This window comes from Pseudomonas putida NBRC 14164 (assembly GCF_000412675.1).
GTDB classification, from domain to species: Bacteria; Pseudomonadota; Gammaproteobacteria; order Pseudomonadales; family Pseudomonadaceae; genus Aquipseudomonas; species Aquipseudomonas putida.
The window spans coordinates 517235-532252 of record NC_021505.1; the positions used below are offsets into that span (position 1 = coordinate 517235).

General features: G+C 63.8%; 13 protein-coding genes. 12 read left to right on the forward strand and 1 reads right to left on the reverse strand.

Going from position 1 to position 15018, the window contains the following annotated elements:
- Positions 1 to 120: 120 nt before the first annotated feature.
- From PP4_RS02220 to PP4_RS02230, 3 genes are read left to right on the forward strand one after another with little or no spacing between them, the layout of a single operon-like run.
- On the forward strand, positions 121 to 1140 hold the full coding sequence (locus tag PP4_RS02220) for an aminoglycoside phosphotransferase family protein (protein WP_016497710.1): 1020 nt from the start codon (positions 121 to 123) through the stop codon (positions 1138 to 1140).
- A complete protein-coding gene (gene murU / locus PP4_RS02225) occupies positions 1137 to 1808 on the forward strand; it encodes an N-acetylmuramate alpha-1-phosphate uridylyltransferase MurU (protein ID WP_016497711.1) in 672 nt (223 codons plus the stop codon). The genes PP4_RS02220 and murU overlap by 4 nt, the downstream gene beginning before the upstream one ends.
- Before the next feature lies 1 nt (position 1809).
- On the forward strand, positions 1810 to 2577 hold the full coding sequence (locus PP4_RS02230; RefSeq protein WP_016497712.1) for a TerB family tellurite resistance protein: 768 nt from the start codon (positions 1810 to 1812) through the stop codon (positions 2575 to 2577).
- A 46-nt stretch (positions 2578 to 2623) separates the two neighbouring features.
- Here the strand turns inward: PP4_RS02230 and PP4_RS02235 are convergent, their stop codons facing one another.
- On the reverse strand, positions 2624 to 3622 hold the full coding sequence (locus tag PP4_RS02235; RefSeq protein WP_041167512.1) for an alpha/beta hydrolase family protein: 999 nt from the start codon (positions 3620 to 3622) through the stop codon (positions 2624 to 2626).
- Positions 3623 to 3717: 95 nt separating this feature from the next.
- Here PP4_RS02235 and PP4_RS02240 point away from each other — a divergent pair, with 95 nt between their 5' ends.
- The 9 genes from PP4_RS02240 to trpE all read left to right on the forward strand — a co-directional run bounded on the left by PP4_RS02240 (position 3718) and on the right by trpE (position 14896).
- Entirely contained in the window at positions 3718 to 6105 is a 2388-nt protein-coding gene (locus PP4_RS02240; protein ID WP_016497714.1) for a PAS domain-containing sensor histidine kinase, read from the forward strand.
- A gap of 7 nt (positions 6106 to 6112) precedes the next feature.
- Positions 6113 to 6745, forward strand: coding sequence for a response regulator (locus PP4_RS02245; protein WP_172488782.1), 633 nt, complete (start codon positions 6113 to 6115; stop codon positions 6743 to 6745).
- Positions 6746 to 7040: 295 nt separating this feature from the next.
- Positions 7041 to 8165 carry an ABC transporter ATP-binding protein gene (locus PP4_RS02250; protein ID WP_016497716.1) on the forward strand — a complete coding sequence of 375 codons (1125 nt, stop codon included), beginning with the start codon at positions 7041 to 7043 and terminating at the stop codon, positions 8163 to 8165.
- Positions 8166 to 8205: 40 nt separating this feature from the next.
- Positions 8206 to 9240: an ABC transporter substrate-binding protein gene (locus PP4_RS02255; protein ID WP_016497717.1), complete on the forward strand. Its 1035-nt coding sequence runs from the start codon at positions 8206 to 8208 to the stop codon at positions 9238 to 9240.
- Positions 9241 to 9528: 288 nt separating this feature from the next.
- Positions 9529 to 10776 carry an ABC transporter permease gene (locus PP4_RS02260; protein ID WP_016497718.1) on the forward strand — a complete coding sequence of 416 codons (1248 nt, stop codon included), beginning with the start codon at positions 9529 to 9531 and terminating at the stop codon, positions 10774 to 10776.
- An 11-nt stretch (positions 10777 to 10787) separates the two neighbouring features.
- The gene (locus PP4_RS02265) at positions 10788 to 11615 is read left to right on the forward strand and encodes an ABC transporter permease (protein ID WP_016497719.1); all 828 of its coding nucleotides are present in this window, start codon (positions 10788 to 10790) and stop codon (positions 11613 to 11615) included.
- 240 nt (positions 11616 to 11855) lie between these two features.
- Positions 11856 to 12530, forward strand: coding sequence for a ribulose-phosphate 3-epimerase (rpe, locus tag PP4_RS02270; RefSeq protein WP_016497720.1), 675 nt, complete (start codon positions 11856 to 11858; stop codon positions 12528 to 12530).
- Positions 12527 to 13345, forward strand: coding sequence for a phosphoglycolate phosphatase (locus PP4_RS02275; RefSeq protein ID WP_016497721.1), 819 nt, complete (start codon positions 12527 to 12529; stop codon positions 13343 to 13345). The genes rpe and PP4_RS02275 overlap by 4 nt, the downstream gene beginning before the upstream one ends.
- Before the next feature lie 69 nt (positions 13346 to 13414).
- Positions 13415 to 14896 carry an anthranilate synthase component I gene (gene trpE / locus PP4_RS02280; RefSeq protein WP_016484627.1) on the forward strand — a complete coding sequence of 494 codons (1482 nt, stop codon included), beginning with the start codon at positions 13415 to 13417 and terminating at the stop codon, positions 14894 to 14896.
- Positions 14897 to 15018 lie beyond the last annotated feature (122 nt).

The following is a 15018-nucleotide window of genomic DNA, read 5'->3' on the forward strand; positions in this document are numbered from 1 at the left end:
CGGGCTTCCTGCGTGCCATCTGCCCGCGTGTGGGGCCGCACGCCTCTCGATGGTCTGAAAAAGATGCTGGATAATAAAGCATGACCCGCTTGACGGCTAGGGCCGTCGGAGACCCTTGTAATGCCTGAACACGATGTACGCCTGCAACAACTGACGGTCTGGCTCGATGAGCAGCTCAATGATCTTTTCCTGAACAACGCCTGGGGCGAAGTGCCCGCAGGCAGCCTGACCGCAGCCAGCAGCGACGCTAGCTTCCGCCGCTACTTCCGCTGGCAGGGCGCTGGGCACAGCTTCGTGATCATGGACGCGCCACCCCCGCAGGAAAACTGCCGACCGTTCGTCGCCATTGACCACTTGCTGGCCAGCGCTGATGTGCATGTGCCACTGATCCATGCCCAGGACCTGGAGCGCGGCTTCCTGTTGCTGGGGGATCTGGGCCACCAGACATACCTTGATGTAATTGATGCCGACAACGCCGATGGCCTGTTCGCCGATGCCATCGAGGCCTTGCTGGCCTTCCAGCGCCTGCCAATGGATGCGCCGCTGCCCAGCTACGACGATGCCCTGTTGCGCCGTGAAGTAGAGCTGTTTCCCGAGTGGTACGTGGGGCGTGAGCTTGGCCTGGCTCTGAGCGAAGCACAGAAAGCCACCTGGCAGCGCGTCAGCCAACTGCTGATCGACAGCGCCCTGGCCCAGCCCAAGGTGCTGGTGCACCGCGACTACATGCCGCGCAACCTGATGCAGAGTACCCCCAACCCCGGCGTACTGGACTTTCAGGACGCGGTCTACGGCCCGGTCACCTACGACATCACCTGCCTGTTCAAGGACGCCTTCCTCAGCTGGCCGCAGGCACGGGTCGAAGGCTGGCTGCGAAACTACTGGCAGCAGGCCAAGGCGGCCGGCATCCCGGTGCAGGGCGACTTCGAAGCATTCCAGCGTGCCAGCGACCTGATGGGGGTGCAGCGCCACCTGAAGGTGATCGGCATTTTCGCCCGTATCTGCCACCGCGACGGCAAACCGCGCTACCTGGGCGACGTGCCGCGTTTCTTCGCCTATATAGAAGAAGTGATCGGCCGCCGGCCCGAGTTGGCGGAGCTGGGTGAGCTGATTGCCGAGTTGCAGGCCGGAGTGCGTGCATGAAGGCAATGATCCTGGCAGCGGGTAAAGGCGAGCGCATGCGCCCGTTGACTCTGCATACCCCAAAACCACTGATTGCGGTCGCCGGCCAGCCGCTGATCGAGTACCACCTGCACGCCCTGGCGGCGGCGGGTGTTACCGAGGTGGTGATCAACCATGCCTGGCTCGGCCAGCAGATCGAAGACCACCTGGGCGATGGCAGCCGCTTCGGGGTGAGCATCCGTTATTCACCCGAGGGCGAGCCGCTGGAGACCGGTGGCGGCATCTTCAAGGCCCTGTCGTTGCTGGGTGACGCGCCGTTCCTGCTGGTTAACGGCGATGTCTGGAGCGACTACGACTTCACAGGCCTGCAGGCCCCCTTGCAAGGCCTTGCTCACCTGGTACTGGTCGACAACCCTGGCCATCACGGGCGCGGTGACTTCCGCCTGGTGGGCGAGCAAGTCGTCGATGGCGATGACGCTCCCGGCACGCTGACCTTCAGTGGGCTTTCTGTGCTGCACCCGGCCCTGTTCGACGGTTGCCAGCCCGGTGCCTTCAAGCTGGCACCGCTGCTGCGTCAGGCCATGGCGGATGGCAAGGTCACTGGCGAGCACTACCGTGGGCACTGGGTGGATGTAGGTACGCTTGAGCGCCTGGCCGAGGCTGAGCGTTTGATTGGCGAGCGCGCCTGATATGTGGTGGCCAGGCACGCTGATTGGTGTGGGTGCCGGTTTTGCTGTTGCCAGCATTCCGGGGGCCTTGCTCGGTGGGTTGCTTGGGCAGGCCCTGGACCGCCGCCTGCGCTTGCAGGGCTGGGAAGACATGCGCGAACGCCTGGGCGGGCGCGCGGCCTTGCGCGACGACGAGTTGCTGTTCGTGATGCTCGGGCGCCTGGCCAAATGCGATGGGCGGGTGGCCGAGCAGCATATCCGCCAGGCGCGCCAGGAAATGCTGCGCCTGGACCTGGCCGAAGCGGCCCGGCTGCGCGCGATAGCCGCGTTCAACCGTGGCAAGGCAGGCAAGGACCGGCTGGGCAGCCATCTGCGCCGCATTCGCCAGCAGCCGCATGCGGCGGAAGGCACCCTGCGTGCGTGTTGGCGCATGGTCTGGGCCGACGGCAAGATGGGCAACAAGGAACGTGAGCTGCTGCTGGACTGGGGGCAGAAGCTGGGCCTGAGCCGGCGGCAGGTGCAGGCGATGTCGCTGGAGTACGAGCCGCGCAAGGCAGCCGGAACGGAAGGGGTGGCCATGACCTATGCCGCGGCGTTGCGCTTGCTGGCGGTTGAGGCTGACACCGAGACCGACAAGGTCAAGCAGGCGTATCGCCGGCTGGTCAGCCGGCATCACCCGGACAAGCTGGCGGGTACCGGTGCCAGCGAGGCGCAGGTGCGTGAGGCCACCGAGCGTACCCGTGAGTTGCATCAGGCCTATGCCATGATCCGTAAGCGGCGGGGCCTGTAACCGGGCGGCGCTCGGTTCATGCCCCACCACTAGAATCAAGCCGAACTCAACCCTGCGGGCTCATCCACCCCCGTACCCGGCGGAACAACTGCTCTTGTTCCGCCGCCTTGTTCCCTGGCATGGCAATCAACGACAACTGCCGGTACTGGCTGTCCTTCTGCCGCTTGCTGGCCTGCAGGCGCTGCTCGGCCGCGTTGCGGTCGGTGCTACGGGTGACGTAGTAGATATCGGCAGTCGGCACCTTCAAGGTGGGCGCCAGGCTTTGCAGGTCATGTTCAACCCGCGCCGGTGTCTGCGCGGCGACCATCACCAGTTTTTGTACCTGCGGTGGCTGCTTCTCGCTCAGGTAGCGTGCCGCCCAATACGCACCGCTACCATGGCCGATCAGCACGATGCTGCGGGCGTTGTGTTGCTGTGCGTACGCTACGGCGGCATCCAGGCGGGCGAAGATACGCTCGGCATCTGCCGGGTCGGCCTGCTCGCTGGCCTGTTCAGCGTCAGTGCTTTCTGCGGTGTCGGCATCGGCCGCAGTGGCCTGGGCCACGTTGGCGTTGGCGTCGGCCGGTACGTCCTTGGCCGGTGCGCTTTCGCCTTTGTCTTTCTCAGGCTCGGCGGGCGGTGTGGCCTCGACCCTTGCCTGCGGGCTGTCGGCGAGCAGGTCGGGCAGGCTGACGCTCAGGCTGTGCCAGCCGACATCAGGGAATTTCTGCCGCAGTGGGCCGACCGCATTTGGCCAGTCCGCGGTCTCGCCTGCACCGGGAACTATGATGACTGCCCCATGCGGGTCGTTGTCATTGGCGGGTTTCCAAAGGGCCAGGAAGCTGTCGGCACCGGCCTGCAGGGTCTGCTGCTCGGCCTTGGGCACAAGCCGTTCCAGCGCCTGGGCATCTTCCTGGCTGCGCTCGAGCAGGGGCGGGCGCGGGGCTTCGGCGGCCGGAGCTTCGGTGGTGGTGGGTGGTTTTTCGGCATCGGCAGCCAAGGCGCCGAGTGGAAGGATCGAGGCCAGGCAGCACATTGCCAGCGTCGTGCGATAAAGTGTGGACATGAGTCAACCCAGGGCCAGAATGATACCGGCAGCCTAATAGTATTTGCCCGTGACGGCCATGCTGCATGGCCGCCTTTGCCAAGACGAGCGTGTAGATGAAGCGAGTGCGTCGCCTGTTGGTTATCGGCTGCTTGTGGCTGCCCTTGATTGCATTGGCCCGGCCCGAGGTGGTGCCCACCGTTACGCTGGAGCCTGCGCAACAGCAGTGGCTGGACGCGCACCGCAGCTTGCGCGTCGGCCTGGTGCTGCAGGCGCCCTACGCCCAGTTCGACCGGCGCCTGCAGCAACTGTACGGGGCCAACGTAGAACTGGTGAACAGCCTGGCGCAGGCGCTGCGCCTGGATCTTACCTGGCGCAACTTCAGCGACCAGGCCAGCCTGGAACATGCCCTGCAGAGCGGCGAAATCGACTTCGCCCCCGGCCTTACCCAGACGCCGGCCAGCCTGCGGCTGTGGCTGTTCAGCGACCCGTACATGCGCGTGCCGCAACTGGTGGTGGGGCCGCGCACCGGCGCCATGGCCGTGGAGCTGGAAAAGCTTGAAGCCGAGCAGCGGGTGGCCGTGCGCATGCCCAGCCAGCTGGCCGATTACCTGCGTGGCAACTACGGCAACCTCAACTTGCAGGGAGTGCCCAACGAACGTGAGGCCTTGCAACTGGTGGTCGGTGGCCAGGCCAGTTTCGCGGTGCTGGATGAAGCCCAGCTCAGCCGCTTGTCACGCGAAAGCGAGTTCAGTGAGCTGGCGGTGGTCGGCGATATCGGCCTGCCGCAGTTGTTGCGCATCGGCTCGCGGCGCGACTGGCCGCTGCTGGCCGATGTGCTCGAACGCGGCCTGCAGGCGCTGCCGGCCAAGGAGCTGGAGCAACTGCACCAACGCTGGCTGCAACCCAAATACCCACGGCTGAGCGAGTCGCCTGGCTTCTGGCAGAACCTGGCCTTGCTGTTCGGTATGTTGTTGTTGTGTGCCTTGGCCACCCTGGTGTGGCAACGGCGCCAGCAGCGCCAGCTGGAGCGCAGCCTGCTGACCACGCGGGAAAGCCTGGTGGAGCGACAAGTGCGTGAAGAAGCCCTGCGCCTGAGCCAGTTCGCCATCGACCAGAGCACGGTGGGTATTCTCTGGGTCAACTGGGACAGCCACGTACGCTACGCCAATCACGCCGCCGAGCGCATGCTGGGATATGGCGATGGCGAACTGCTGGAGCGGCCGTTGAGCACCTTCGAGCCGAGCCTGAACATGGACCGCTGGCTGGAGTTATGGAAAGGCGCACGCACGGGGGAGGGCGGTGTCGGCCAGTTCGAGGCGCAGTGCCGGCGGGCCGACAACAACCTGCTGCCGGTCGAGCTATCACTGAGTTTTCTGCGTTTTCGAGATTCCGAATACCTGGTGGTCTACCTCGCCGATGTCACCGAGCGCCACCGCGCCCTGGCGGCACTGCGCGAGAGCGAGGCGAGGCTCAAGGGCATTGCCGGCAACGTGCCCGGGCTGGTGTTCCGCCTGGAGCGTGACCCGGCCGAAGGCGAGCTGGAATTCCCCTATATCAGTGAGGGCAGCGAGGCGTTGGTGGGCTATGCGCCTGTCGAGATCCAGCACCCACAGATGGGCCTGCGCAACCTGGTTCACCCCGAAGACCGCGCCGATTACCACCGGGTCCAGGACCTGGCCTTGGCCAGCGATCAGGACTGGTCCTGGCAGGGGCGCATCCTGACCCGCCACGGAGAGCAACGCTGGGCCGACATCAAGGCCAGCACCCGGCGCCTGGCCAACGGCCAGGTGGTGTGGGACGGAGTGGTATGGGACATCACCCAGGGCAAGCGGGCCGAGTTGGCGTTGGCGAAATCCCAGGAGCAGCTGCGCGAGCTGTCGGCCCACCTGGAAAGCGTGCGCGAGGAAGAAAAGGCGCGCATCGCCCGGGAAGTGCATGACGAGCTGGGGCAGATGCTGACCGTGCTCAAGCTGGAGGTGTCGATGTGCGAGCTGGCGTTTGCCGACCTGGACCCCGGCCTGCATGAGCGCCTGGCAAGCATGAAGCGCCTGATTGCCCAGCTGTTCCAGCTGGTGCGTGATGTCGCCACCGCCTTGCGCCCGCCGATTCTCGATGCAGGCATTGCCTCGGCCATCGAATGGCAGGCACGGCGCTTTGAAGCCCGCACGCAGATCCCCTGCCTGGTACAAGTGCCGGATAATCTGCCAGCATTGAGCGATGCCAAGGCCACCGGCCTGTTTCGTATCTTGCAGGAGGCGCTCACCAACGTCATGCGCCACGCCCAGGCGCACAGCGTGGAGATCGAGCTGGTGCGTGAGGAAGGGCAATTGCGCATGACGGTCAGCGATGATGGCCAAGGCTTTTGCCGCGAGCAGACCCGGCCCACTTCATTTGGCCTGGTGGGTGTACGCGAGCGGGTGCTGATGCTGGGGGGCAGCATGGCGCTGGACAGTGAACCGGGCGAAGGCACCAGCCTGAGTGTGGCCATTCCGTTGGAGTAGGAGAGCAATCTTGATTCGAGTACTGGTGGCCGAAGACCACACCATTGTCCGTGAAGGCATCAAGCAGTTGATTGGCCTGGCCAAGGACATGCAGGTGGTGGGGGAGGCCGGGAATGGCGAGCAGTTGCTCGACACCCTGCGCCACACGCCGTGCGAAGTGGTGCTGCTGGATATCTCGATGCCGGGGGTGAACGGCCTGGAGGCGATCCCGCGGATCCGTGCCCTGCACGATGCGCCGGCAATCCTGATGCTGTCGATGCACGACGAGGCCCAGATGGCGGCGCGGGCGCTGAAGGCTGGGGCGGCGGGCTATGCCACCAAGGACAGTGACCCGGCGCTGCTACTGACCGCGATACGTCGGGTGGCAAGTGGCGGGCGTTACATCGACCCGTCGCTGGCCGACCGCATGGTGTTCGAAGTGGGCCTGACCGAGTCCCGGCCATTGCACACGCTGCTGTCGGAGCGGGAGTTTACGGTGTTCGAGCGCCTGGCCCAGGGGGCCAACGTCAACGACATCGCCCAGCAACTGGCGCTGTCGAGCAAGACCATCAGCACCCACAAGGCGCGTTTGATGCAAAAGCTGAAAGTGAACTCGCTGGCGGAGCTGGTGAAGTACGCCATGGAACACAAGCTGGTCTGATTGCGACATACGCGTGCCCGAAATTTGCCGAAGCCTCTGTGGGAGCGGGCATGCCCGCGAACGGGCCTGGCCTGCTGATCTCTATGGCTGAGCCGGCCTCTTCGCGGGCATGCCCGCTCCCACAGGTTTTGTGGCTGGCTCGCAAGGGCATTCCAATCCCGCCATTGCTGTAGGGCAATCCCTACAGCAAATCTTCCATCCGGATGATGGCATTCTCTCAGTGCCCCCGATTTTCGTGCGCTTGCGCCTCTTCTACTCTTTTGCCTACGCAGTCATCCAACAAGAAGGTGCAGGCATGAGCGAGGCGAAGTCGAACGCTGCAACCAGCGAAACGCTGGTCAGCTTCCGTGGTGTGCAGAAGAGCTACGACGGCGAGTCGCTGATCGTCAAAGACCTCAACCTGGACATCCGCAAGGGCGAGTTCCTTACCCTGCTTGGCCCGTCCGGCTCCGGCAAGACCACCAGCCTGATGATGCTGGCCGGCTTCGAAACCCCTACCGCCGGTGAAATACAGCTGGCCGGGCGCTCGATCAACAACGTGCCGCCGCACAAGCGCGACATCGGCATGGTGTTCCAGAACTACGCGCTGTTCCCGCACATGACCGTGGCCGAGAACCTGGCCTTTCCGCTGACCGTACGCAACCTGAGCAAGACCGACGTCAGTGAGCGGGTCAAACGCGTGCTGAACATGGTCCAGCTCGATACATTCGCCAAGCGCTACCCCGGCCAGCTTTCCGGTGGCCAGCAGCAGCGGGTGGCCCTGGCCCGTGCACTGGTGTTCGAGCCGCAACTGGTGCTGATGGACGAACCGCTCGGCGCGCTGGACAAGCAGCTGCGTGAGCACATGCAGATGGAGATCAAGCATATCCACCAGCGCCTGGGCGTGACCGTGGTGTACGTGACCCACGATCAGGGCGAAGCGCTGACCATGTCCGACCGCGTGGCGGTGTTCCACCAGGGCGAGATCCAGCAGATCGCCGACCCGCGCACGCTGTACGAAGAACCCTGCAATACCTTCGTCGCCAACTTCATCGGCGAGAACAACCGTATCAACGGCACCTTGCTGACCAGCGATGGCAAGCGCTGCCAGGTGCAGCTGCCGCGCGGCGAGCGGGTCGAAGCGCTGGCGGTGAACGTCGGCCAGGCCGGCGAGCCGGTAACCCTGTCGATCCGCCCGGAGCGTGTGCGCCTGAATGGCCACAGCGAGAGCTGCGTCAACCGCTTCTCTGGCCGGGTGGCCGAATTCATTTACCTGGGCGACCACGTGCGGGTGCGCCTGGAAGTTTGCGGCAAGGCCGATTTCTTCGTGAAACAGCCGATTGCCGAGCTCGACCCGGCCCTGGCCGTGGGCGATGTGGTACCGCTGGGCTGGGAGGTGGAGCACGCCCGCGCGCTCGATCCGATTGCCGAAGCCCATTGATGGATTGCTTCACCAACCCTGTACTGTGGAGAGAATAAGAATGCGCAAGCAGTTGAAACTGACCGCCCTGGCCCTGGGGCTGTTCGCCGCTGGCCAGGCCATGGCCGCAGACCTCACCGTGATCTCGTTCGGGGGCGCCAACAAGGCCGCCCAGGTCAAAGCGTTCTACGAGCCATGGGAGAAGGCGGGCAATGGCAAGATCGTCGCCGGCGAGTACAACGGCGAAATGGCCAAGGTCAAGGCGATGGTCGACACCAAGAGCGTGTCGTGGAACCTGGTAGAGGTTGAGTCGCCAGAGCTGGCGCGCGGGTGCGATGAGGGCATGTTCGAAGAACTCGACCCAGCCCTGTTCGGCAGCGAGTCCGATTACGTGCCTGGTGCCATCCAGCCTTGCGGCGTGGGCTTCTTCGTGTGGTCCACGGTCATGGCTTATAACGCCGACAAGCTCAAGACCGCACCTACCAGCTGGGCCGATTTCTGGGACACCAAGCAGTTCCCAGGCAAGCGTGGCTTGCGCAAGGGCGCCAAGTACACCATGGAATTTGCACTGATGGCCGATGGCGTTGCGCCCAAGGACGTCTACAAGGTGCTGGCCACAAAGGAAGGCCAGGACCGCGCCTTCAAGAAACTTGATGAACTCAAGCCCAGCATCCAGTGGTGGGAAGCGGGTGCACAGCCACCGCAGTTCCTGGCTTCAGGCGACGTGGTCATGAGCTCTGCCTACAACGGCCGTATTGCCGCTGTGCAGAAAGAGAGCAACCTCAAGGTGGTGTGGAACGGCGGCATCTACGACTTTGGCGCCTGGGCGATCCCTAAAGGTGCCAAGAACGTCGAAGAGGCGAAGAAGTTCATCGCCTACAGCGTCAAGCCCGAACAGCAGAAGATCTACTCCGAGAACATCGCCTACGGCCCGGCCAACTCCAACGCAGTAAGCCTGCTGTCGGACGAGGTGAAGAAGGACATGCCGACCACGCCTGAGAACATTGCCAACCAGGTGCAGATCGACGTGGCCTTCTGGGCCGACAACAGCGAGCAGCTGGAGCAACGCTTCAACGCCTGGGCGGCGAAGAAGTAACAAACCGCAAAGCAGGGCCGCCATGCGGCCCATCGCCGGCAAGCCAGCTCCCACAGGGACCGCTTAATCCCGCAAGCCAGTGCAGTACCTGTAAGGGACAGGGATCAGAAGTCTCGAAGCCAGTGCAGTGCCTGTAAGGGACAGGGATCAGAAGTCTCAAAGCCAGTGCAGTGCCTGTAAGGGACAGGGATCAGAAGTCTCGAAGCCGGTGCAGTACCTGTGGGAGCTGGCTTGCCGGCGATGGGCTGCACGGCAGCCCCATTTTCAGTTCGTATCGCGGAGTTCGCCATGGCCATTGCAGTGCCCCTCAACGAAGGCGCAGGTCCAAGTCTCAAGCAGCGCCTGAAGCACGCCGAGCGGGTCAACCGCTGGAAGGCGCAGGCGTTGATCGCGCCGCTGGCGCTGTTTCTTCTTCTGGTGTTCCTGGTGCCGATTGCGGCGCTGCTGTACAAGAGCGTCGGCAACCCGGAAGTGGTCGCTGGCCTGCCACGCACGGTAGACGTCATCACCCAGTGGGATGGCAAGAGCCTGCCCGGTGAGGATGTGTACAAGGCGCTGAGCCAGGACTTGGCCGAGTCGCGCAAGAACCAGACCCTTGGCGACCTTTCCAAGCGCCTGAACATGGAACTGGCCGGCTACCGCAGCCTGTTGACCAAGACCGCCCGCGCACTGCCATTCAAGGTCGAGCCTGCCTCTTATAAAGACGCCCTGCAGGCCGTCGACGAGCGTTGGGGCGACCCAGCCTACTGGCAGGCGATACGCCGCAATACCAGTACGGTGACCTCGTTCTACCTGCTGGCTTCTGTGGACCACCGCATCGACGACCTGGGCGAGCTGGCCAAGGCCACGCCGGACCAGGCCATTTACCTGGATATCTTTGCCCGCACCCTGTGGATGGGTGTAGTGATTACCGCCATCTGCCTGGTGCTGGCTTACCCACTGGCCTACCTGCTGGCCAACCTGCCAACCCGGCAGAGCAACCTGCTGATGATTCTGGTGCTGCTGCCGTTCTGGACCTCGATCCTGGTGCGGGTGGCGGCGTGGATCGTGCTGCTGCAGTCGGGTGGCCTGATCAACAGTGCACTGATGGCCATGGGCATCATCGACCAGCCGCTGGAACTGGTGTTCAACCGCACCGGTGTGTACATCTCCATGGTGCACATCCTGCTGCCGTTCATGATCCTGCCGCTGTACAGCGTGATGAAGGGCATTTCGCCCAGCTATATGCGTGCCGCGATCTCGCTGGGCTGCCATCCGTTCGCCAGCTTCTGGCGGGTGTACTTCCCGCAGACCTACGCCGGTGTTGGCGCGGGTTGCCTGCTGGTGTTCATCCTGGCCATCGGCTACTACATCACCCCGGCGCTGCTGGGGAGCCCGAACGACCAGATGGTCAGCTACTTCGTTGCCTTTTATACCAACACCAGCATCAACTGGGGCATGGCCACCGCGCTGGGTGGGCTGTTGCTTTTGGCTACCGTGCTGTTGTACCTGATCTATAGCTGGCTGGTCGGCGCCAGCCGCCTGCGCCTGAGCTGAGGAGCCTTGCCATGTTGAGCCCCTATATGTCGCCCGTGGAGCGGGTCTGGTTCTACAGCCTGCGCATTCTTTGCGGCCTGGTTTTGCTGTTCCTGATCTTGCCGGTGCTGGTGATCGTGCCGCTGTCGTTCAACAGTGGCAGCTTCCTGGTGTACCCGTTGCAGGGCTTTTCGCTGCAGTGGTACCAGGACTTCTTCGGCTCGGCCGAATGGATGCGGGCGCTGAAAAACAGCATCATCGTCGCCCCGGCGGCCACGGTGCTGGCCATGGTGTTCGGCACCCTGGCGGCCATTGGCCTGACCCGTGGCGATTTCCCCGGCAAGTCGCTGGTGATGGCGCTGGTGATTTCACCGATGGTGGTGCCGGTGGTGATCATCGGTGTGGCCAGCTACCTGTTCTTTGCACCGCTGGGTATGGGTAACAGCTTCACCTCGCTGATTCTGGTGCATGCGGTGCTGGGTGTACCGTTCGTCATCATTACCGTGTCGGCAACCTTGCAGGGCTTCAACTACAACTTGGTGCGGGCGGCTGCCAGCCTGGGTGCGTCGCCGCTGCTGGCCTTCCGTCGGGTGACCCTGCCGCTGATTGCGCCCGGGGTGATCTCGGGTGCGCTGTTTGCCTTTGCGACGTCGTTCGACGAGGTGGTGGTGACACTGTTCCTGGCCGGGCCGGAGCAGGCGACCCTGCCGCGGCAGATGTTCAGTGGTATCCGCGAAAACCTGAGCCCCACCATTGCTGCTGCGGCGACCTTGCTGATTGCGTTCTCGGTGGTGTTGCTGCTGACCCTGGAGTGGTTGCGTGGGCGCAGCGAGAAGCTGAGAACACAGCAACCGGCCTGATGATGGGTCGCCTGTGCCGGCCTCTTCGCCGGCAAGCCAGCTCCCACAGGGTTCTCCACAGGCCTCATGAGATGCAGGGTCCTGTAGAGAGCTCTGTGGGAGCTGGCTTGCCGGCGATGAGGCCAGCACAGCCAGTGCCAGGCTCTTGGGTATCGGTCGCGATCATGTGATACCAATCAGCCCTCATCCGTTCGCCTGGGTTACAATGCGCGCCACCGTGATTCTGCCAACAGGTGCGCCATGCAGCCCTACGCTATTGCCCCCTCCATCCTCTCCGCCGATTTCGCCCGCCTGGGTGAAGACGTCGACAAGGTATTGGCTGCGGGTGCCGACATCGTCCACTTCGATGTCATGGACAACCACTACGTTCCCAACCTGACCATTGGCCCGATGGTCTGCACCGCCCTGCGCAAGTACGGTGTTACCGCGCCGATCGACGTGCACCTGATGGTCAGCCCGGTCGACCGCATCATCGGCGACTTCATCGAAGCCGGCGCCACCTACATCACCTTCCACCCGGAAGCCTCGCAGCACGTCGACCGTTCGCTGCAACTGATCAAGGATGGCGGCTGCAAGGCCGGCCTGGTGTTCAACCCGGCCAGCAGCCTGGATGCCCTGAAGTACGTGATGGACAAAGTCGACATGGTGCTGCTGATGAGCGTCAACCCAGGCTTCGGCGGGCAGAAGTTCATCCCGGGCACCCTCGACAAGCTGCGCGAGGCGCGTGCGCTGATCGACGCCAGTGGCCGTGATATCCGCCTGGAAATCGACGGTGGCGTGAACGTCAACAACATCCGCGAGATCGCTGCCGCTGGCGCCGACACCTTCGTGGCCGGCTCGGCAATCTTCAACGCCCCGGACTACCAGGAAGTCATCGCCAGGATGCGCGCCGAACTGGCTCAGGCCCGCCCATGAGTGGCTTCGAGCAGCTCTTCCCGGGGACGCTGCCCAGGCTGGTGATGTTCGATCTGGACGGTACCCTGATCGATTCCGTGCCTGACCTGGCCGCCGCCGTGGACCGCATGCTGCTCGAACTGGGGCGCCCGCCTGCCGGCCTTGAGGCAGTACGCCACTGGGTCGGCAACGGCGCCCACGTGCTGGTGCGCCGTGCGCTGGCGGGTGGCATAGACCACGCCGCCGTGGACGATGCGCTGGCCGACCAGGCGCTGGCGCTGTTCATGGACGCCTATGCGCAAAGCCATGAGCTGACCGTGGTCTACCCCGGTGTGCAAGACACCCTGCGCTGGCTGCGCAAGCGGGGCGTGGAAATGGCCCTGATCACCAACAAGCCCGAGCGCTTCGTCGGCCCGTTGCTGGACCAGATGAAAATCGGCAACTACTTCCGCTGGATCATTGGCGGCGACACCCTGCCACAGAAAAAGCCAGACCCGGCGGCTTTGCTGTTTGTCATGCAGATGGCCAGCGTTACCCCGCAGCAGTCGCTGTTTGTCGGCGATTCGCGCAGTGACGTGTTGGCGGCCAAGGCAGCTGGCGTGCAGTGCGTGGGGCTGACCTATGGCTACAACCATGGCCGGCCGATCCACGACGAATCCCCCAACCTGGTAATCGACGATCTGCGTGCGTTGCTGCCCGGTTGCGCAGACCCGGCCACTGGGATAACGTTGGCCAACCTTCAAGCCTTACAAGACAGAGAGCCCACCGTGGTGGTTACTGGCAAATTCTGGATGAAAGTCATCAAGGCCCTGGCCCGTTGGCGTTGGCGCGCCTGACTTCCGCCTGCCGGCGCGTGCCGGCCCGTCCGTTTGCCTGACCTATTGCTGCTTGCCACGAGGCTACTCATGAACCGCGAAGAATTCCTGCGCCTGGCCGCTGCCGGCTACAACCGCATTCCCCTGGCCTGCGAAACCCTGGCCGACTTCGACACGCCGTTGTCGATCTACCTGAAACTGGCTGACCAGCCGAATTCGTATCTCCTCGAGTCGGTGCAGGGTGGCGAGAAATGGGGCCGTTACTCGATGATCGGCCTGCCGTCGCGCACCGTGATGCGTGTGCACGGCTACCACGTCAGTATCCTGCAGGATGGCGTCGAGGTTGAAAGCCACGATGTCGAAGACCCGCTGGCCTTTGTCGAAAGTTTCAAGGACCGTTACAAGGTCGCTGATATCCCTGGTCTGCCGCGCTTCAACGGCGGCCTGGTCGGCTACTTTGGCTATGATTGCGTGCGTTATGTGGAAAAACGCCTTGGCGCCAGCCCCAACCCGGACCCGCTGGGCGTGCCGGATATCCTGCTGATGGTGTCCGATGCGGTGGTGGTGTTCGACAACCTGGCAGGCAAGATGCACGCCATCGTGCTGGTCGACCCGGCTGAAGATCAGGCCTTTGAACAGGGCCAGGCACGCCTGCAAGGCCTGCTGGAAACCCTGCGTCAGCCGATCACCCCGCGCCGCGGCCTGGACCTGAGTGGCCCGCAGGCCGCCGAGCCGGAATTCCGCTCCAGCTATACCCGCGACGACTACGAGAACGCGGTCGGCCGTATCAAGGAGTACATCCTGGCCGGCGACTGCATGCAGGTGGTGCCGTCGCAACGCATGTCGATCGACTTCAAGGCTGCGCCCATCGACCTGTACCGTGCGCTGCGCTGCTTCAACCCGACGCCGTACATGTACTTCTTCAACTTCGGCGACTTCCATGTGGTCGGCAGTTCGCCCGAGGTGCTGGTGCGGGTCGAGGACAACCTGGTCACCGTGCGCCCGATTGCCGGTACCCGGCCGCGTGGCGCGACTGAAGAAGCCGACCGCGCGCTGGAAGACGACCTGCTGTCGGACGACAAGGAAATCGCCGAACACCTGATGCTGATCGACCTGGGCCGCAACGACGTCGGCCGTGTGTCCTCGACCGGCAGTGTGCGCCTGACCGAGAAGATGGTGATCGAGCGTTACTCCAACGTGATGCACATTGTCTCCAACGTCACCGGCCAGCTGCGTGAGGGGCTGACGGCGATGGATGCACTGCGGGCAATCCTGCCGGCTGGCACCCTGTCGGGTGCACCGAAGATTCGCGCGATGGAGATCATCGACGAGCTGGAGCCGGTCAAGCGTGGGGTCTACGGTGGTGCAGTCGGCTACTTTGCCTGGAACGGCAACATGGACACCGCGATCGCAATCCGTACAGCCGTGATCAAGGACGGTGAACTGCATGTGCAGGCCGGGGGCGGCATCGTTGCCGACTCGGTGCCGGCGCTGGAGTGGGAAGAAACCATCAACAAGCGCCGGGCCATGTTCCGTGCCGTGGCGCTTGCAGAGCAGACGTTGGCTAAATAAACAGATTGGGGCTGCTTTGCAGCCCTTCGCGGGCTCGCCCGCTCCCACAGGGAAATCACATCCTTCAAGGTTTGTGTAGCACCTGTGGGAGCGGGCGAGCCCGCGAAGGGCCGCAAAGCGGC